Consider the following 18,027-nt stretch of genomic DNA (forward strand, 5'->3'; position numbering starts at 1 on the left):
CGCGATCACTGATAGAAGTTCACCGTCACGACCGCCGAGCGGCCCGGCGCCCAGGTCGCGTAGATCGGGTACGCGCTCTGGTAGTACTCCTTGTCGAAGATGTTGTTCACGTTGAGCTGCAGATCGATCTTCTTCGACACACGCCACGTCGCCGCAGCATCGAAGCGCGCATAGCCCGGCGTCCACTTGCGCGATGTCGCCGAAACCGATGCATAAGTCAGGCTCGAAACCGTCGCGCCCGCACCCACCGTGAGCTTCGGAAGCACGTCATAGCTCGTCCACAGCGTGAAGTTGTGCTTGGGCACCATCACCATCGGCAAGCCGGAGAGCGCGGGGCTGGCCGGGCCGGCATCGGTCGTGATCGCATCGAGGTACGAATAGCCGCCGAACACCGACCACTTGTTCGTCACGTTGCCCGCGAAGCCGAACTCGAAGCCGCGCACGCGCTGCGAGCCCGCGTTGATCGTCCCGCCCAGGCCGTCGCTCACGCGCGCGTTGGTCTTGTCGGTCTGGAACAACGCCGTGGTGAGCGAGAGGCGCTGCTCGAGCACGTCCCATTTCGCGCCCACTTCGATATTGCGCGAGCGCTCGGGCGCGAGGTCCTTGTTCGTGGCCGTGATCTGGTCCGTGCCGCCGCCGAGGCCCGAATTCGAGCCCGGCGGATTCGCCGAGGTGCCGTACGACGCATAGAGGCTCAAGGTCGGCACCGGCTTGAACACGAGGCCGAACTGGTAACTGAACAGATTCGACGTGTTCGACAGATCAGCCACGCCCGCCTGCTGCGCGCTCACGTCATAGCGATCGAAACGCAAGCCCGCGTTGAAGATCCAGCGCTCGGAAAGCTGCACGCTGTCGAACATGTACGCCGAAGCGATATTCGTCTGCGTATGCGTGGCAGGTCCCGGGAAGCTCTTGTCGCCATTGAGGACGATGCTGCCCGTCCACGGGTTATTCGGGTTCCAGTTGTTGATCGACGCGCAGTTGTACGCAACCGAACACGGGCCGCCCGAGCGAATGTTGTTGCCCGCCGAATCGCTCACGAGATAGCCCTCGTACAGGTCCTGCTCGTGGCTGAATTCCACGCCCGCCGTGAACGTGTGGCGCATGCCGTAGAGATCGAACTTGCCGTTCGCCTCGGTCTGGTTCGCGACGCTGTTGGTCGCGTACTTGCCGCTCTTGGCCTGCAGACTGAGGATGTTCGAGGTCGCGCTCGTCAGCTGCGGATTGGTCGCCACGTAGTCGAGCGTCGAGCGGCCGAACATCGTCGTGTTCTTGATCTTCCACGCGTCGTTGATGCGGTGCTCCACCTTCACTTCGCCCGTATCGGTCTGGCCGTAGCGGTAGTCGCGCGAGTTCAGGCCGTAGAACTGGCCGCGGTTGGACGACACCGGCGTGCCGCCCGTCGAGCGGAACGGCACGCTGAAGTCGGGCATGTCGTAGGTGTTCAGGTGGTAGTAGCTCACCGTGACCGTGGTCGGCGTGTTCAGGCCGAACGCGATCGAGGGCGCCACGCCCCAGCGTTTGCTGTACACGTCGGTGCGGCCGGCCTGGTCGGCGTCGTGGCCCATGGCGTTCAGGCGGAACGCGGTGGTGTCGTTGAGCGTCTGGTTCCAGTCGATGGTGGCGCGCCTGTAGCTATCGGTGCCAAGGCCCACGCTGCCGTTGATGAAGTTGTCGGCCTGCGGCGTTTTCGTCGTGATGTCGATGCTGCCGCCTACCGACCCGCGCCCGGCATACACGGAGTCCGGGCCCTTGATGACGCTGATGTTCTCCACGTCGAAGGTCTCGCGGTTCTGCACGCCCGAGTCGCGCATGCCGTCCACGAAGATCGAGTTGCGCGACTCGAAGCCGCGGATCACGGGCCGGTCCGCAGACGGATTCGCCGCCGCGTCGCCGCCGAGGAACGTGATGCCGGGCACCGTGCGCAGCGCGTCCTGGAACGTCGTGACGTTCTTCTGCTTGAGCACCTCTTCAGGAATCACCGTGATGGAGCGCGGCGTGTCGATGAGCGGCGCGGTGAACTTGTACGACTCGAGCGTCTTGGTCTGCATGTCGGAAGGCGCCGAAACGACCTTCACGGCGGGCAGCGTGCTTTCTGCGGCCGCAGTGGACGATGCGGGCGTGGCTGCCGCTGCGCTCGCGGCGGCAGGACTATCGGCAGCGGGCGCGGTTTGCGCGTGAACGAGCGGCGATGCGAAGAAACCGGAGCAATAGAGCGCAGCGACGGAGGCGATGGCGCGCATCCGCGTCGGGAAATAGACGGACATGAGTAGGCGAGTTGGTCGGCGAATTGTCGTAGTTGCAAATGCGCATGATTCTCATTTGTGATAGCGATTGTAATAACTCGTTATTTATTTGTAAACATTCAATTCGCAAACCGTATGGCGGCATGGCGGTCCCATGCGCCTGCCGCGCCCGACTGCCGGTATGATGGCGGCCTCGCCCCGGACGACGCGTCGTCCCGGCGCCCGGTTCCATTCATGAAGACAGAGGAAGACCGCCATGACGGCAGCAGCACAATTCGACCAGGTTTCCGTAATCAAACGCGCCAACGTGTACTTCGACGGCAAGTGCGTGTCGCACACCGTGCTGTTCGCCGATGGCTCGCGCAAGACCCTCGGCGTGATCCTGCCGGGCACGCTGAACTTCGGCACCGACGCCGCCGAGCTGATGGAAGTGCAGGCCGGCCAGTGCCGCATCCGCCTGGAAGGCACCGACGAGTGGAAGACCTACAGCGCCGGCGAGTCGTTCTCGGTGCCGGGCAAGAGCCGTTTCGACATCGAAGTGGTCGAGACGCTCGACTACGTTTGCAGCTACCTGTAAGCGCGACATCGATTCGAACGCCCGCCGCGTGACTCGCGGCGGGCGTTTTCGCTTTTACCGGGTGCGCTGAACGTGCTGGACGCGCTGCTCGCATGCCCTCGCTACAATGGGCGCCAGCCCGTCGCCTGGCGACTCCCACGCCTGTCTTCCCGCCGTGTCATCCCTCACTTCCCAGCCCTCGCCGCGCTCTCGCGCCAACGCCGATCGTCCGCCTCCGCGCAGCCCGCTCGTCACGCTGGCGCTCGTGACCGTGCTCACCGGCATCGGCGCGGGTCTCTCCGGCATGCTGCTCGCGCTGCTGCTGCACGCGATCCAGCACGTCGCCTATGGCTACGGCGCGGGGCACATCATCGGCGAGGAGAGCTTTCTGCAGGGCGTGACCGATACCGCGCCCTGGCGGCGCGTAGCGGTGCTCGTGGCGTGCGGGCTGATCGCCGGCGGCGGATGGTGGGCGCTCTATCGCTACGCGCGCCCGCTCGTGAGCATCAGCGCGGCGATCAAGCCGGGCGGCAAGCGCATGCCCATCTTCGCGACCACCGTGCACGCGCTGCTGCAGATCGTGACCGTCGCGATGGGTTCGCCGCTCGGGCGCGAAGTCGCACCGCGCGAGATCGGCGCCGCGTTCGCGAGCTGGCTCGCGAAGCGCACGGGCCTCACCGCTGCGGAGCGACGCGTGATGATCGCGTGCGGTGCGGGCGCGGGGCTCGCGGCTGTCTACAACGTGCCATTGGGCGGTGCGATGTTCGTGCTCGAAGTGCTGCTCGGCACGTTCGGCTGGTCGGTGGCGGTGCCGGCGATCAGCACCTCGGCCATTGCGGCCGTGATCGCATGGATCGGTCTCGGCGACGCGCAGCAATACCACGTGCCCGCCTATGGCATCAATGCGCAGCTCGTGGTGTGGTCGGTACTTTGCGGGCCGCTGTTCGGCGCGGCCGCGCACGGTTTCGCGCGCCTGACGAGCCGCGCGCGCGACGCCTCGCCCAAAGACTGGCGGCTGCCGCTCTACACGCTCGTCAATTTCGCGGGCATTGGCCTGCTGGCCATCTGGTTTCCGCAGTTGCTCGGCAACGGCAAGGGCGCGGCCGGCCTGAGCTTCGACGACAATCTCGGCATCGGCCTCGCGGCGACGCTGCTCGTGCTGCGCGTGTTCATCACGACGACCACGTTGCGCGCGGGCGCCAAGGGCGGCCTGCTCACGCCGGGGCTCGCGAACGGCGCGCTGCTCGCCATCGTGATCGCCGGGCTGGTGAATCATGTATGGCCGGGTCTATCGCCGGGTGCATTCGCGATCGTCGGCGCGGGTGCATTTCTCGCATCCTCGATGCAGATGCCCATCACCGCAATCGTGCTGATTCTCGAATTCACGCACGCGAATCACGATCTCGCGATTCCGCTGCTGCTCGCCGTGGCGGGTTCAGTCGCGACGCTGCGGCTGCTGACGCGTGCGCAGGGTCCTTCTCACGGCATGCCGGCAGCTAGCGCCGAACATGAACTGCGGCTCGCCGCCCTGCGCGAGCCGTCGGCGCGCGAGTCCTCCGACTGAACCGTTATGCGCCGAGGTCCGCCAGCGGATGCGCCTCGCCGCGCCACGGCGACGCAAGAAAATGCTGCACGCGTTCGGGCCGCACCTCGACGAGCGTGGCGGGCGCCCAGCGCGGCTTACGGTCCTTGTCGACGAGATGCGCGCGCACGCCCTCGCAGAAGTCGCCCTCTTCGATCGCACGGCCAACGATGCCAAGCTCCATGCGAAAGCACTCGGCGAGCGTCATCTGGCGGCCGCGCAGCAGCGCTTCGCGCGTGACTTCGAGCATCGTGGGCGAATAGTGCGTGAGCGCTTCGAGTGTGGCTTCGAGCCACGCTCGTTCGGCTTGCGCGGGCTCGCGTTCGAGGTCGGCGCGCAGCGAGGCGACGATCTGCTCGACACGCAGGCGGCGGTCGAAGTGCCGCACGATGAGCGGCGTGAACGCAACGAGCCCGCCATCGTTGGCCTCGTGACACGGCGCGACGAACACTTCGTGCAACGAAGCATGCACATTGCCCGACCATTGCGCGGCGCGCAGACGAGCCTCGTAGCCATCGAGCCATTCGCCCGGCACGCAGGCATCGGCAAGGCCGCAATGCACCGCGTCCGCGCCGCTGAGCATCGCGCCGGTCAGGCCCACGTAAAGCGCTATCTCCACCGGCATCTTCGCGAGGAAGTGCGTCGCGCCCACATCGGGCAAGAGCCCGATGCGCGTTTCCGGCATCGCGATCTTCGTGCGCGAAGTCGCCACGCGCAGCGCGGCCGCCTGGCCGAGACCCATGCCGCCGCCCATCGTCACGCCGTCGAGCAGCGCGACGAGCGGCTTGGAAAACGTGTGCATCGCATAGTCGAGGCGATATTCGTCGACGAAGAATTGCTGCCAGCCGTTTGCGTCTTCGCGCGCTTTCTCGCGTGCAAGCTGATAGATCGCGCGCACGTCGCCGCCCGCGCAAAAGCCTTTTGGCCCCGCACCTTCCAGCACGAGCGCGACGATGCCGTCGTCCGTGCGCACGCGTTCCAGCAGCACGGCCAGTTCGCGCACCATGGCGTGCGAAAGCGCGTTGAGCGCAGCGGGCCGGTTGAGGGTGACGATCGCCACGCGATCGACCACGCGGAACAGCACGTCTCTTTCGGCTTCCGTTGCAGCCTGGGCGGAAGCGGGTGTTGCATTCATTGTCTAGTTCTCCGTTTCAATATGCCAGCGTGGCTTGCGCTTCTCCAGAAACGCGTTGACGCCCTCGCGCTGGTTGGGCGAATCGAACAGGTCGACGAAGCGCTCGCGCTCGACGGCGAGCGCCGCGCCGCGCGGCACGCCGTTGCGCGCCTGATGGATCAGCGACTTGCTGAAGGTGACCGCTTGCGGGCTCAGGGCCGCCACACGCGCGGCCATGGCGAGCGCGGCCTCGCGCGCGCCGCCCGTTGCGACGACTTCTTCCACGAGACCGATACGCAGCGCCGTTTGCGCGTCCACGCGTTCGCCCGTGAGGATGATGCGCTTGGCCCAGCCTTCGCCCACGAGCCAGGGCAAGGTCTGCGTGCCGCAGCCAGAGGGCAGCAGGCCCACGGCAGGCTCGGGCAGCGCGAGTTGCGCGTGCTCTTCGGCAATGCGGATATCGCATGCGAGCGCGCACTCCAGGCCGCCGCCCATGGCATAGCCGTTGATCGCCGCGATGACCACGGGCCGCGCCTTCTGCAGCGCCTCGAATGCCGCGCCGAACGCGCTCGCCGCCGTGCGTGCGACCTCACGGTCGCCACTGGCAAAGGCATTGAGGTCGGCGCCCGCGCTGAAGAACTTCGACCCGCTGCCGGTGATGACGACCGCGCGCACCTGCGGCTCGCGGTCGAACGCCTCGACGACCTGCTGGAGTTGACGCAAACCGTCGACCGTAAAGGCATTCGCGGGCGGCCGCGACAGCGTGAGCAGGACCACCGCGCCCTCATGCGCGTACTCGAATTCGATCATTTCGGACTCCGTGTTGATATCAGCGCAGCTCGGGGAAATCCTCTTCCCAATACTCGTCGGGCTGGCGCGGGGGTTCGGCGCTGCGCTCCATTTCGCGGCGGCGCAACTCGACGCGGCGGATCTTGCCCGAGATGGTCTTGGGCAGCTCGCTGAACTGCAGGCGGCGAATGCGCTTGTACGGCGCGAGCTTTTCACGCGAGAAGCGGAACACCTCGCGTGCGAGTTCGGGGCCCGCCTCGAAGCCCTGGCGCACGATGACGAAGGCCTTCGGCACGGACAGGCGCAGCTCGTCCGGACTCGGCACGACCGCCGCCTCGGCGATCGCCTCGTGCTCGATCAGCACGCTTTCCAGCTCGAACGGGCTCAGGCGGTAATCGGACGACTTGAACACGTCGTCGGCGCGGCCGACGTAGACGTAATAGCCGTCGTCGCGACGCAGGGCGACATCGGACGTGTGGTAGTAGCCGTTGCGCATGGCGTATTCGCTCGCCTTCGCGTTGTTCGCGTAGCCCGTCATCAGGCCGAGCGGACGGTGCATGAGCGGCAGCGCGATTTCGCCTTCGCTCGCGGGCTGATCGTCGGCATCGACGAGTTCCACGCGGTAGCCCGGCAGCGGCCGTCCCATCGAGCCCGCCACCACGGGCTGGCCCGGAGAATTGCCGATCTGGCAGGTCGTTTCGGTCTGGCCGTAGCCGTCGCGGATCGTAATGCCCCACGCGTGACGCACGCGCTCGATGACCTCGGGATTGAGCGGCTCGCCCGCGCCCACGATCTCGCGCAGCTTCACCGCATAGCTTGCGAGCGGCTCCTGCACGAGCATGCGCCACACCGTGGGCGGCGCGCACAGCGTGGTCACACCGCATTGCACGAGTGCGGCGAGCGTGTCTTTCGGCACGAAGCGCGCATAGTTGTAGACGAATACGCAGGCCTGCGCGTTCCACGGTGCAAAGAAGCAGCTCCACGCGTGTTTGGCCCAACCCGGCGAACTGATGTTCCAGTGGACGTCGCCGGGCATGAGGCCGATCCAGTACATCGTCGAAAGGTGGCCTACAGGGTAGCTCTCGTGCGTGTGTTCGACGAGCTTGGGCTTCGAGGTCGTGCCCGAAGTGAAATAGAGCAGCAGCGGGTCGGTGGCGAGTGTCGGGCCGTCGGGTTCGAACGCGGGGCTCGCTTCGTACGCGCGCGAAAGGTCGATCCAGCCTTCGCACGCACCGGGCGCCGCGCCTACCGCGATGCGCTTCACGCTCGGATCGAGTGCATCGAATTTGCCGAGTTCGGCCGCATCCACGACGACGTAACGCGCGCCGCCCGTTTCCACGCGCTCGCGCACGTCGTCGGGCGAGAGCTGCGTCGTGGCGGGCAGCACGATGGCGCCCAGCTTCATCGCCGCCAGCATCACGTCCCAGAGTTCGACGCGATTGGGCAGCATCAACAGCAAGCGGTCGCCGCGCGCCACACCGTGCTCGCGCAGAAAATTCGCCATGCGCGACGAGCGCTCCGACATCTGCGCGAACGAATAGCGCGTGCCGCCGTCCGCGAGATCGTCGACGATCCAGAGCGCCGGGGTGTCGTTGCCGCGCGCCATCACGTCGAAGTAGTCGAGCGCCCAGTTGAACGTGTCGAGCGTCGGCCACGCGAATTCATCGTACGCGCGTGCGTAGTCGGTGCGGTGACGCAGCAGCAGCTCGCGTGCGTCGATGAAGGCCTGCGCGGAAGGGGTGAACCCGGTCATCGTCGTCTCCTGTCGAGCCGGAGCTAGCGCAATGCGCGTACTCCGGTCCCATGCAAAGCTTTCCTTTGTCGGCGCGCTCGTGCGCTCGCTTATTGTTGCTTCGTCATCCTCACTGCCTGTCAAAGCTGCCGTGCAATCACCATCCTCTGTACCTCGCTCGTGCCTTCGTAAATCTGCGTGATGCGGGCATCGCGGTAATGGCGCTCCACCGGATAATCGTTCAGAAAGCCGTAGCCGCCATGAATCTGAATCGCGTGGGAGCACACTTCCTCGGCCATTTCGGAAGCGTAAAGCTTAGCCTGCGAAGCCTCGGAAAGACACGGCTTGCCAAGCGTGCGCAGCCGCGCCGCGTGATGCACGAGATGACGCGCCGCGTTGATGCGCGTCTGCATGTCCGCGAGCAGGTTGGCCACACTCTGATGCTTGATGATGGGCTCGCCGAACTGCACGCGTTCGTGCGCATAGGCACGCGCCGCGTCGAAGGCCGCGCGCGCGATACCCAGCGCCTGCGCGGCGATGCCGATGCGCCCGCCTTCGAGATTCGCCAAAGCGATCTTCAGGCCCTCGCCGCGCTGGCCGAGCAGATTGCCTTCGGGAATCGCGCAGTCCACCAGCGAGATCGGGCAGGTGTCCGAAGCGCGGATGCCCATCTTTTTCTCGAGCGGCCCGACATTGAAGCCCGCCGTTTCGGTCGGCACGATGAACGCGGAAATGCCGCGCTTGCCGGCGTCGGGATCGGTCACAGCGAACACGATGGCAATGTTCGCGCGCGAGCCGTTGGTCACGAACTGCTTGTTGCCGTTGAGCACCCAGTTGCCGTCGCGCAGCTCGGCGCGCGTGCGCAGGTTGCTCGCCTCGGAGCCCGCCTGCGGCTCGGTCAGGCAAAACGCGCCGATCAGCTCGCCGCTCGCGAGCTTGCCGAGCCAGCGGTCCTTCTGCGCGTCGGTGCCGAACTGCAGGATCGGCCCGCAGCCCACCGAGTTGTGCACGCTCACGAGCGTCGCGCACGAGGCGCAGCCGGCCGCGATCTCCTCCATGGCGAGCGCGTAGGCCACGTAGTCGGTGTACGAGCCGCCCTGCTCCTGCGGCACGATCATGCCGAGAAAACCCAGCTCGCCCAGTTGCTTGACGACCTCGTCGGGCAGCCTGCCGTCGCGGTCCCATTGCGCCGCATTCGGCGCTAGTTGCCCGCTCGCAAAGTCGCGCGCGGCGTCGCGAATCATGCGCTGGTCGTCGGTATAGAACTCGTCCATGTGTGTCCCCTTCCTGTGTCTCTTGCGCTTGCCTTCCACTGTGGCGCGATGCGGCCCCGGCTGCAAGGCTTGCGAAAAGTGTAGGCACGCGAGCGGCCGTATTCGATGCCCGTCACGCTCAAAGTCACTGAACGGATTTACCATATTGTCTGTTACAACCCATTTGAGAGGCGGCTTCGTGCAACCGGCGAAAATCCAGACACTGAGCGAAAAAGGCACGATCTCGATGAGCCTCGTGAACGAGACGCTGGCGCTGGCGCGCGCGGGCGGCCTCGAAACCGCCCCGCTCACGGATGCCGCCGGCATCGCGCCGGCCGTGCTGCTCGCGCCCGGGGCGCGCGTGAGCGCGGCGCAATATGGCCAGTTGTGGTCGGGCATCGCGCGCGCGCTCGACGACGAATTCTTCGGCCAGGATTCGCACGCGATGAAAAGCGGCAGCTTCATCGCCATGACGCACTCGGCGCTCGGCGCCAGCACGGGCCGCCAGGCGCTGCAGCGCGCCGTGCACTTCATGCGGCTCGTGCTCGACGATCTGTCGGGCGAGATCGACATCGACGCCACGCGCGTGCGCGTCACGCTCTCGCATCGCGCGGACAAACCCACGCCCACCCTGTTCGCGTACGCCACCTGGTTCATCCTCGTCTACGGGCTCGTGTGCTGGCTCGTGGGGCGGCGCATCCCGCTGCTCGCGGCGCGCTTTCGCTGCCCGCAGCCCGCCGCCGCGCACGAATACCAGCTCATGCTCTGCGACGACATGGCGTTCGATCAGCCGGCCACCTGGTTCGAATTCGCGCCGGGCTTTCTCGAACTGCCCGTGATCCAGACCGCCAGCTCGGCGCGGGCGTTTCTGCGCAACGCGCCCGGCAACTTCGTCGTGAAATACCGCAATCCGGGCTCGTTCGCAGCACGCGTGCGACGCGCGCTGCGCGCCCTGCCCGTCAACGCGTGGCCCGATGCCGACGCCATCGCACAACGGCTGAACGTGGCGCCGGCCACGCTGCGCCGGCGGCTGAGCCAGGAGGGCCACAGCTGCCAGTCGATCAAGGACGAACTGCGCCGCGACCTGGCGATCGCGGCGCTGCAGGAGCCGGGCCGCTCGGTCGCCGATGTCGCCGCCGCGGTCGGATTCGCGGAACCGAGCGCGTTTCATCGGGCGTTCCGCAAATGGACCGGACAGCGCCCGACCGACTACCGCACGGAAAACGCCCGCAACGACTCTTCGAAGCCTCGCGGGTAGCCCGGGAAGTCCCCGATCCCCCTTTGAGTTAATGAGATAGCGCCTATACTTTTAGGGATATCCCTAATATGAAAGGCCTTGCCATGAACTCCCTTCCGCGTGTAGCGCTCGGCGTCCTCGCCGCAGCGTGCTGCTTCGCGTCGGCTGCGGCGGTGGCCCAACCGTACGATCCCTCACAACCGCTGACTCGAGCCCAGGTCCGGGCGGATCTGATCGAATGGCGGCAGGCGGGCTACGATCCGCTCGACTGGATCGACTACCCCGAAAACGCGCAGCGCGCGGGCGCGATCGTCGCGCAGCGGCGTGCGGCGCGCGGCGGCGCCGGATATGGCGCTCCCGCCGGTCAAATGCAGCAGTAATCGCTTGATTGCAGGACGGCCGCAGTAACCCGGCACCGGGCGAAGCAACGCCCGGCGCCCGCGAGCGGTCGTGCCCCTCTCCCCCGCCAGCGGCGCAACTCGCCGCGCCCTCTCCCGCTTGCTACCGCAACGCCCGCTGTTGTACCCGTTCCACGCTCACAACGGCTTTTCTGCGCTCGACAGACAATTGTTTACAATCGCGCCCGTAGCCGCGCGCTGCGGCGCGCGCGTGCATGGGCACGTCAAGGACCTGCCGCGCCGGCTATACGCAAGACACCACACCAACAAGCAGCGAACAACCCGCTCGACTCTCAAGGGCCCGATCTTCATGGACGCCATCAAACGCTATTTCGGTTTCGAAGAAGCAGGCACCAACCTGCGCACCGAACTGCTCGCCGGTATCACGACTTTCCTCACGATGGCTTACATCATCTTCGTGAATCCGGCCATTCTCGGCGACGCCGGCATGCCGAAGGAAAGCGTATTCGTCGCCACCTGCCTCGTCGCGGCGCTCGCCTCGCTCGTCATGGGCCTCTACGCGAACTATCCCATCGCGCTCGCGCCCGGCATGGGCCTGAACGCCTATTTCGCCTATACGGTCGTGAAGGGCATGGGCTTCACGTGGCAGGCCGCGCTCGGCGCGGTGTTCATCTCCGGGTGCCTGTTCTTCATCGTCACGCTGCTGCGCGTGCGCGAAGCCATCGTCAATGGCATTCCGCATTCGATCCGCGTGTCGATCACGGCGGGTATCGGTCTGTTCCTCGCGATCATCTCGCTCAAGACCTCGGGCGTGGTGGTCGGCAGCCCGGCCACGCTCGTCGAGCTCGGCAACCTGCACGATCCGCACACGATCCTCGCGATCATCGGCTTTTTCGCGATCGTCACGCTCGACGTGCTGAAGGTGCGCGGTGCGATCCTGATCGGCATCGTGGGCGTCACGATTCTCTCGTTCTTCTTCGGCGGCAACCAGTTCCACGGCGTCTTCTCGCCGCCGCCGTCGATCATGCCGACTTTTGCGCAGCTCGACATCAAGACCGCGCTCTCCACGGGCGTGCTCAACGTGGTGCTCGTGTTCTTCCTCGTCGAGCTGTTCGATGCGACCGGCACGCTGATGGGCGTGGCCAACCGCGCCGGCCTGCTCGTGCACGGCAAGATGCACCGCCTGAACCGCGCGCTGCTCGCGGATAGCACCGCGATTCTCGCGGGCTCGATTCTCGGCACCTCGTCGACCACGGCGTATATCGAAAGCGCCTCGGGCGTTCAGGCGGGCGGCCGCACCGGCATGACCGCGCTCACCGTGGCCGTGCTGTTCCTCGCGTGCCTGTTCGTCGCGCCGCTCGCGGGCGTCGTGCCGGGCTACGCGACAGCGCCGGCGCTGCTCTACGTCTCGTGCCTGATGCTGCGGGAACTCGCCGATCTGCCCTGGGACGACGCCACCGAAGTCGTGCCCGCCGCCCTCACGGCGCTCGCCATGCCGTTCACCTACTCGATCGCCAACGGCGTGGCATTCGGCTTCATCTCGTATGCCGGCCTGAAGCTCCTCACGGGCCGCGTGCGCGACGTGAAACTGATCGTGTGGATCATCGCCGCCGTGTTCCTGTTCCGGTTCTTCTATCTCGGCAACGCATAAAAGCAAAAAGGGTGGCTTCGCGCCACCCTTTTTGTTTTGATTCGCCGCCGCCCCCCTCCGCATCAAACTTCCCAGCCGCACAACTGCTCCGCCCGGCGCGTCCTCCTTATCATAGGGAACTATCGTCAGATTTCCCGCACACAGGAGCCGCCACGTGGCAACTTACCCCGCCGCAACCGAACGCTACACGAAGCCCGCTATCTTCTTTCACTGGGTCATCTTCCTGCTCGTCGCGCTCGCCTGGCTGGCGATCGAGGTGCGCGGCCCCAAGGGCACGGACAGCCGCGTGTTCTGGAGCAACGTGCACTTCTGGGCGGGCTCGCTCGTGCTCGCGCTCGCCGTGCTGCGCCTCGCGTGGCGTCTTTGGCGCGGCTCGCCCGCGGAGATCGACTCGAATGCGCTGCTGTCGTTTCTCTCGCGCCTCGTGCATCTCGCGCTTTACCTGTTCATCTTCGTGCAGCCGCTCCTCGGCATTCTGATGATCAACGCCGGCGGCCATGCCGTCACGCTCGCGGGGTTCAACCTGCAGATCACGCTCATCGGTCCGGACCCCGTCGCGCGCACGTTCCTCAAGGACGCACACGTGCTGATCGGCAATCTGTTCTATGGGGTGATCGGACTGCACGCGCTCGCGGCAATCGCGCATCACGTCGTATTCCGCGACAACACGCTGCGCCGCATGATCTAGCGGCAAGGCGGCGCACGCGTAAACGAACGCCGCGCCCAAACGGGCGCGGCAAGCAAACTCAGCTGAACGGAAAGCGCCCGCGTCCTGCGGGCGCTTTTTTGTTGACTACGCGTTGGCGTGGGCCTGCACGAAACGCACGTAGCCGCTGCGCAGCACGAGGCACTGCGCACGTGTTTCGGAGAGCAATCGGCGCGCGCAGGCCTCGATGCGGTCGCGATGATGGTCGAACGCGCTGAGCATGTCTTCGGCGCGCGGCGAAGCCGCCCCGAAGTGATCTTCCAGCGCCGCCGCCGTGATCAGACACTCCACCCGCTCGCCATCGATCATCGCCGGAAACGCCAAGGTCAGGTCTGGGCCCGAGTACTCGGGCACCTCATTCGGAAACATGATCTGCATGGGGGTCGCCTTTGGTGGAGGGTGAAAAGGCCGCGTTCAACCGCCTTGGGGCTGCCCCAGCCTGGTGCCTGGGAACACCCCGATCCGGCTCGCGCGGATCAACACCAACCCTTGCGAACCACACGTTCGCGCAGGTTGATTTGATTCACTTTAGACGACTTCCTGGCGCCCGCAAGGTCGACATTGTCATACGCCTGAAATAGCCAGCGGCGTGCTCGTCCGAGCCCTTTTTCGCGGGTGCAGCAAGCGCGTGCGCCGTTGCGCGCACAAAGACTCTCCTCCCCGGCCCTGCGCCAACGCGCTGCGCCGGTTGCCGCATCGCACCATGCGCGCCGCCCGGGCGCGTCAGGATTCGCGATGCCGGTGCTGATCGAGATCTTCGAGGTCTTTCGGGTGCAGGGTGAGCATCACCACGAACGCGACGATCCCAAGGGCCACGGTCACCATTCCGGAGAGCACGACGTTGTTCTCGTCGAAGATCAATCCGTCAATCGCATACCCGAGGCCAAAGAGCGCAACGAACGTGGCGAGCACCGCCACCACGATCCTCGATTCGCCGTGCACCATGACGAACTCCGCTACTCAGCGGGGGCGCGACGCAAATGCGCCCTCATCTTCATCATGGCACCCGCGCCCGTAAACACAAGGCGCAGTTGAGGCACCGTCGCGGCTGAAGCCGCGGCTTTGACCCGGCTTCAACCCGGCTTCAACCCGAATTGGCAGCCGCCGCGGATCCTGTACCATGAACTGCCCCAGAGGCGCCGCTCGCGCAATGTCATGCTGCGCCGCAGCGTAGCGCCCAAAACGACTGGAGACACGAGTGACCCGACGCCCCGTCACGCCGCACGACGCGGCCCGCGCGGACGCCATCGCGCAGGCTCACGCGCGCTCGCGCGCACTCGGACTGCGCGCCACCGAGGCGCCCGACTTCGACGCGCTCGCCGGCGCTGACTTGCGCGAGCTGATCGACACGAACTGCACGCTCTATCACCAGGCGCGTCCCGTCATGGACGCCTTGCACGCGCAGATCGTCGATACGCAGAGCATGGTGCTGCTCACCGATCGCAATGGCGTGATCCTCCATAGCTGCGCCGACAGCGACTTCGTCGAGAAAGCGCAGCGCGTCGCGCTGCGCCCGGGCGTCTCGTGGGCCGAGCAGCATCGCGGCACGAATGCCATCGGCACGGCGCTGGTGGAAGGCCAGCCGACCACGGTGCATGCGGGCGAGCACTTTTTGCGCGCCAATCACATCCTCACCTGCTCGTGCGCGCCGATCGCGGATCCGTACGGGCGCACGCTCGGCGCGCTCGACGTGAGCGGCGAGTCGCGCGGTTTTCACAAGCACACGCTCGCGCTCGTGCGCATGTCGGCGCAGATGATCGAGAACCATCTGTTCAACACCGAATTCGCCGATGCCATCCGGCTCCAGTTTCACGCGCGCGCGGAATTCATCGGTACGCTCTACGAAGGATTGGCCGCATTCTCGGCCGATGGCACGCTGCTCTGCGCAAACCGCAGCGCCCTGTTCCAGTTCGGCGCGCCGCTCGCCGAGCTGCAGCAGCGCGAGTTCGCGGCGCTCTTCGGTCAGCCGTTCGCGACGTTCATGCAGCAGCTCATGCGCGCGAGCGGCGAGCCGCTCACGCTCGCCCTGCCAAGCGGCGTGCGCGTGATCGCGCGCGCCACGCCCGGCGCGCCCACGTCGGGCGTCGCAACGTTCGCGCGCAGCGCCGTAGCCGAAACGGCTCGCTCGCCGTACACGCCCGCGCCCGCCCAGGCGAAAGCGCCCTACGCCGCCGACACCACGCCGCAGCCCACGCTCGCCGCACTCGACACCGGCGACGCGCGGCTCGCCGCCGCGCTGCAGCGCGTGGCGCGCGTGCGCGGCCGCGACATTCCCGTGCTCGTGCTCGGCCGCACCGGCACCGGCAAGGAATGGCTCGCGCGGGCGCTGCATCGCGATTCGCCGCGCCGCGACGGGCCGTTCGTCGCGCTCAATTGCGCAGCACTGCCCGACACGCTGATCGAAGCCGAGCTGTTCGGCTACGAGGACGGCGCGTTCACGGGCGCGAAGCGCCGCGGCAGCGCCGGCAAGATCGCGCAGGCGCATGGCGGCACGCTCTTTCTCGACGAAATTGGCGACATGCCGCTTGCGCAACAGGTGCGGCTCATGCGCGTGTTGCAGGAGCGCGCCGTCGTGCCGCTCGGCGGCACGCGCGCGCTGCCGGTCGATTTGCGCATCGTCTGCGCGACGCACCGCGACCTGCGCGCGATGATCGCCGAAGGCACGTTCCGTGAGGATCTCTACTACCGTATCAACGGCCTCGTCGTCACGCTGCCGGCGCTGGCCGAGCGCACCGACCTCGACGCGCTCGTGGCCCGCATGCTCGAGATCGTGCGGCGCGAGGTGCCGGGGGCGCCCGCGCGTCTTACGCCGGCTGTTCGGGCGTGCTTCGCGCGCTGCCGCTGGCCGGGCAATCTGCGTCAGCTCGCGAGCGCGCTGCGCACGGCGGCGATCATGGCCGAAGGCGAAGACGCCATCGACATGGAGCATCTGCCGGAAGACCTCATGCACGATTGCGATCCCGCGAGCGACTGCGCGCAACCGTGCGCCGATGCCTCGACTGAAGACCCGGCGGGCGACACGGAACGCGAGCCCGCGCGCCTCTCCGTCTGGCAGTCGCGGCTCATCGAAGAGACCCTCGCGCGCCACAGCGGCAATGTTTCGGCAGCGGCTCGCGAACTCGGGCTCGCGCGCAACACGGTCTACCGGCATCTGCGTCAGCGCCGCTGAGCGTACCGGCCAGACAGGAGCAAGGCGGGCGTCGAAGCGCGGCTTCTGGCCGCGGCGGCGCCAGGGTAAGCTTGGCGGATAACTTCCCGCACCGCGCTCCATGGCCTCCGCTCAGGAAATCAACCGCTTCCGGCGCAATCTCGCCGACGAACTCGACAGCGCCGCCGTCTACGACACGCTATCCGCGGTCGAGAAAGATGACGAGCGCCGCCGCATCTTCGCCGAACTCGCGGCCTCCGAGCGCGAGCACGCGAGCGTCTGGCGCGAGAAGCTCGCGGCCAACGGCGTCACGCCCCGCCCGCATCGACGCAGCGCGAAAACCCGCCTGCTGCAAACGCTCACGCGCACGTTCGGCCCTTCACTCGTGCTGCCCACCGTCGCCGCTGCCGAATACGCCGACCGCGACCGCTACGCGCGCGAACCCGGCGCCGAGAAGCTTTCGGCCCAGGAACAGCAGCACGCCGCCATCGTGCAGGCGATCGTCGCGAAGAAGCGCGAGCCCGAACACGGCCACGGCGAAACGATCGGCGCCGCCGAGTCATGGCACAAGAGCGCGACGTCGGGCAACGACCTGCGCGCCGCCGTGCTGGGGGCGAACGACGGGCTCGTCTCGAACTTCTGCCTGATCATGGGCGTGGCGGGCGCGGGCAGCGTCAATCGCACGATTTTGCTCACGGGGCTGGCGGGCCTCGTGGCGGGCGCCTGCTCCATGGCGCTCGGCGAATGGCTCTCGGTGACCAACGCGCGCGAGCTTGCGCGCACGCAACTCGCGAAGGAAGCCGACGAACTCGAACACACGCCGGACGCCGAGCGCCACGAGCTCGCGCTCATCTATCAGGCGAAGGGCGTCGAACCCGAAGAAGCGCGCCGCGTGGCCGCCCAGATCATGCGCAACAAGGACGAGGCGCTCAATACGCTGGCGCGCGAGGAACTCGGCATCGACCCGAAGGAGCTGGGCGGCAATCCGTGGTCGGCCGCCGCCGTCTCGTTTTGCCTCTTCTCGCTCGGCGCGGCGTTTCCGACCGCCCCGTTCCTGTGGGCGCACGGCGTCACGGCCATCGCGCAGTCGGTGGCGCTGAGCGCGTGCGGGCTCGCCCTCGTCGGCGTGTTCACGTCGCTCTTCAACGGGCGCAGCGCAACCTTTTCGGCGTTCCGGCAGATCGTGATCGGGCTCGCCGCGGCGGCGTTCACGGCCGGCGCGGGGCGGCTGCTCGGGGTGTCGCTTTCATGAGCGACGTGAGCCACGAAAGCTTGCAGGAAGGCGCGCCGCGCGTGCCCGTCGTGCGCGTGGAGCCGCTAGGGCGCAGTTTCGAAGCGCCGCCCGAGCTGACCTTGCTCGAAGCGGCGGCGTTCGAGGGCATCCGTCTGCCGCGCATGTGCCGCAACGGCACCTGCCGCGCCTGCCTGTGCCGCGTGGTGAGCGGCGAAGTGAGCTTCACGATCGAGTGGCCCGGATTGAGCCGCGAGGAAAAAGCCGAGGGCTATGTGCTGACCTGCGTGGCCGTCGCGTGCACGGATCTCGTGCTCGACGTGCCGGAGGCGGAAGCCATGTAGCGGCAACAAAACGCCTCGCACAAATGCGAAACGGCCCGCGAATCGAAATCGCGGGCCGTCGTTTTTATCTGCTGACTGC

The 18,027-nt window shown here is 66.8% G+C and carries 16 protein-coding genes; 9 read left to right on the top strand and 7 right to left on the bottom strand.

What is annotated here, in order from left to right:
* Positions 1-5: 5 nt before the first annotated feature.
* The gene (locus AB4Y44_RS20870; RefSeq protein WP_368700756.1) at positions 6-2,267 is read right to left on the bottom strand and encodes a TonB-dependent receptor; all 2,262 of its coding nucleotides are present in this window, start codon (positions 2,265-2,267) and stop codon (positions 6-8) included.
* A gap of 235 nt (positions 2,268-2,502) precedes the next feature.
* Between AB4Y44_RS20870 and AB4Y44_RS20875 the strand changes: the two genes are divergently transcribed.
* Positions 2,503-2,823 (top strand): pyrimidine/purine nucleoside phosphorylase, encoded by a 321-nt coding sequence (locus tag AB4Y44_RS20875; RefSeq protein ID WP_254316758.1) that lies wholly within the window; start codon positions 2,503-2,505, stop codon positions 2,821-2,823.
* Positions 2,824-2,977: 154 nt separating this feature from the next.
* Complete coding sequence (locus AB4Y44_RS20880) at positions 2,978-4,366, top strand: chloride channel protein (protein ID WP_368700757.1); 1,389 nt, start codon at positions 2,978-2,980, stop codon at positions 4,364-4,366.
* A gap of 4 nt (positions 4,367-4,370) precedes the next feature.
* Here AB4Y44_RS20880 and AB4Y44_RS20885 read toward each other — a convergent pair whose 3' ends face one another.
* From AB4Y44_RS20885 to AB4Y44_RS20900, 4 genes are all read right to left on the bottom strand, one after another.
* The gene (locus AB4Y44_RS20885) at positions 4,371-5,519 is read right to left on the bottom strand and encodes an enoyl-CoA hydratase/isomerase family protein (RefSeq protein ID WP_368700758.1); all 1,149 of its coding nucleotides are present in this window, start codon (positions 5,517-5,519) and stop codon (positions 4,371-4,373) included.
* 3 nt (positions 5,520-5,522) lie between these two features.
* Complete coding sequence (locus AB4Y44_RS20890) at positions 5,523-6,308, bottom strand: enoyl-CoA hydratase (RefSeq protein WP_368700759.1); 786 nt, start codon at positions 6,306-6,308, stop codon at positions 5,523-5,525.
* Between the two features lie 19 nt (positions 6,309-6,327).
* Positions 6,328-8,040, bottom strand: a complete 1,713-nt coding sequence (locus AB4Y44_RS20895; RefSeq protein WP_368700760.1) for an AMP-binding protein — start codon at positions 8,038-8,040, stop codon at positions 6,328-6,330.
* Positions 8,041-8,159: 119 nt separating this feature from the next.
* Entirely contained in the window at positions 8,160-9,293 is a 1,134-nt protein-coding gene (locus AB4Y44_RS20900) for an acyl-CoA dehydrogenase family protein (protein WP_368700761.1), read from the bottom strand.
* Between the two features lie 226 nt (positions 9,294-9,519).
* Here AB4Y44_RS20900 and AB4Y44_RS20905 point away from each other — a divergent pair, with 226 nt between their 5' ends.
* The 4 genes from AB4Y44_RS20905 to AB4Y44_RS20920 all read left to right on the top strand — a co-directional run bounded on the left by AB4Y44_RS20905 (position 9,520) and on the right by AB4Y44_RS20920 (position 13,207).
* A complete protein-coding gene (locus AB4Y44_RS20905; protein WP_368700783.1) occupies positions 9,520-10,530 on the top strand; it encodes an AraC family transcriptional regulator in 1,011 nt (336 codons plus the stop codon).
* Between the two features lie 83 nt (positions 10,531-10,613).
* A complete protein-coding gene (locus AB4Y44_RS20910) occupies positions 10,614-10,889 on the top strand; it encodes a DUF4148 domain-containing protein (RefSeq protein ID WP_368700762.1) in 276 nt (91 codons plus the stop codon).
* A gap of 328 nt (positions 10,890-11,217) precedes the next feature.
* The gene (locus AB4Y44_RS20915; RefSeq protein ID WP_342918958.1) at positions 11,218-12,519 is read left to right on the top strand and encodes an NCS2 family permease; all 1,302 of its coding nucleotides are present in this window, start codon (positions 11,218-11,220) and stop codon (positions 12,517-12,519) included.
* 154 nt (positions 12,520-12,673) lie between these two features.
* Entirely contained in the window at positions 12,674-13,207 is a 534-nt protein-coding gene (locus AB4Y44_RS20920) for a cytochrome b (RefSeq protein WP_368700763.1), read from the top strand.
* A gap of 105 nt (positions 13,208-13,312) precedes the next feature.
* Here the strand turns inward: AB4Y44_RS20920 and AB4Y44_RS20925 are convergent, their stop codons facing one another.
* Both AB4Y44_RS20925 and AB4Y44_RS20930 read right to left on the bottom strand, forming a co-directional pair.
* Positions 13,313-13,603 carry a DUF1488 domain-containing protein gene (locus AB4Y44_RS20925; RefSeq protein WP_042266602.1) on the bottom strand — a complete coding sequence of 97 codons (291 nt, stop codon included), beginning with the start codon at positions 13,601-13,603 and terminating at the stop codon, positions 13,313-13,315.
* A 345-nt stretch (positions 13,604-13,948) separates the two neighbouring features.
* Positions 13,949-14,170, bottom strand: coding sequence for a DUF2964 family protein (locus AB4Y44_RS20930; RefSeq protein ID WP_342918959.1), 222 nt, complete (start codon positions 14,168-14,170; stop codon positions 13,949-13,951).
* A 253-nt stretch (positions 14,171-14,423) separates the two neighbouring features.
* Here AB4Y44_RS20930 and AB4Y44_RS20935 point away from each other — a divergent pair, with 253 nt between their 5' ends.
* The 3 genes from AB4Y44_RS20935 to AB4Y44_RS20945 all read left to right on the top strand — a co-directional run bounded on the left by AB4Y44_RS20935 (position 14,424) and on the right by AB4Y44_RS20945 (position 17,948).
* Positions 14,424-16,394: a sigma-54-dependent Fis family transcriptional regulator gene (locus tag AB4Y44_RS20935; RefSeq protein WP_368700764.1), complete on the top strand. Its 1,971-nt coding sequence runs from the start codon at positions 14,424-14,426 to the stop codon at positions 16,392-16,394.
* A gap of 100 nt (positions 16,395-16,494) precedes the next feature.
* On the top strand, positions 16,495-17,625 hold the full coding sequence (locus AB4Y44_RS20940; RefSeq protein WP_342918961.1) for a VIT1/CCC1 transporter family protein: 1,131 nt from the start codon (positions 16,495-16,497) through the stop codon (positions 17,623-17,625).
* Positions 17,622-17,948 (top strand): 2Fe-2S iron-sulfur cluster-binding protein, encoded by a 327-nt coding sequence (locus AB4Y44_RS20945; RefSeq protein ID WP_342918962.1) that lies wholly within the window; start codon positions 17,622-17,624, stop codon positions 17,946-17,948. Before AB4Y44_RS20940 ends, AB4Y44_RS20945 begins: the two co-directional genes overlap by 4 nt.
* Positions 17,949-18,027 lie beyond the last annotated feature (79 nt).

Origin of the sequence: Paraburkholderia sp. BR10937 (assembly GCF_040965695.1) — a bacterium.
Classification (GTDB): Bacteria; Pseudomonadota; Gammaproteobacteria; order Burkholderiales; family Burkholderiaceae; genus Paraburkholderia.

What these genes read in the sequence shown, in the direction of transcription:
- AB4Y44_RS20870 (WP_368700756.1), bottom strand. Translation starts at nt 2,267, where the DNA reads ATGTCCGTCTATTTCCCGACGCGGATGCGCGCCATCGCCTCCGTCGCT.
- AB4Y44_RS20875 (WP_254316758.1), top strand. Translation starts at nt 2,503, where the DNA reads ATGACGGCAGCAGCACAATTCGACCAGGTTTCCGTAATCAAACGCGCC.
- AB4Y44_RS20885 (WP_368700758.1), bottom strand. Translation starts at nt 5,519, where the DNA reads ATGAATGCAACACCCGCTTCCGCCCAGGCTGCAACGGAAGCCGAAAGA.
- AB4Y44_RS20890 (WP_368700759.1), bottom strand. Translation starts at nt 6,308, where the DNA reads ATGATCGAATTCGAGTACGCGCATGAGGGCGCGGTGGTCCTGCTCACG.
- AB4Y44_RS20895 (WP_368700760.1), bottom strand. Translation starts at nt 8,040, where the DNA reads ATGACCGGGTTCACCCCTTCCGCGCAGGCCTTCATCGACGCACGCGAG.
- AB4Y44_RS20900 (WP_368700761.1), bottom strand. Translation starts at nt 9,293, where the DNA reads ATGGACGAGTTCTATACCGACGACCAGCGCATGATTCGCGACGCCGCG.
- AB4Y44_RS20905 (WP_368700783.1), top strand. Translation starts at nt 9,520, where the DNA reads ATGAGCCTCGTGAACGAGACGCTGGCGCTGGCGCGCGCGGGCGGCCTC.
- AB4Y44_RS20910 (WP_368700762.1), top strand. Translation starts at nt 10,614, where the DNA reads ATGAACTCCCTTCCGCGTGTAGCGCTCGGCGTCCTCGCCGCAGCGTGC.
- AB4Y44_RS20915 (WP_342918958.1), top strand. Translation starts at nt 11,218, where the DNA reads ATGGACGCCATCAAACGCTATTTCGGTTTCGAAGAAGCAGGCACCAAC.
- AB4Y44_RS20925 (WP_042266602.1), bottom strand. Translation starts at nt 13,603, where the DNA reads ATGCAGATCATGTTTCCGAATGAGGTGCCCGAGTACTCGGGCCCAGAC.
- AB4Y44_RS20930 (WP_342918959.1), bottom strand. Translation starts at nt 14,170, where the DNA reads ATGGTGCACGGCGAATCGAGGATCGTGGTGGCGGTGCTCGCCACGTTC.
- AB4Y44_RS20940 (WP_342918961.1), top strand. Translation starts at nt 16,495, where the DNA reads ATGGCCTCCGCTCAGGAAATCAACCGCTTCCGGCGCAATCTCGCCGAC.
- AB4Y44_RS20945 (WP_342918962.1), top strand. Translation starts at nt 17,622, where the DNA reads ATGAGCGACGTGAGCCACGAAAGCTTGCAGGAAGGCGCGCCGCGCGTG.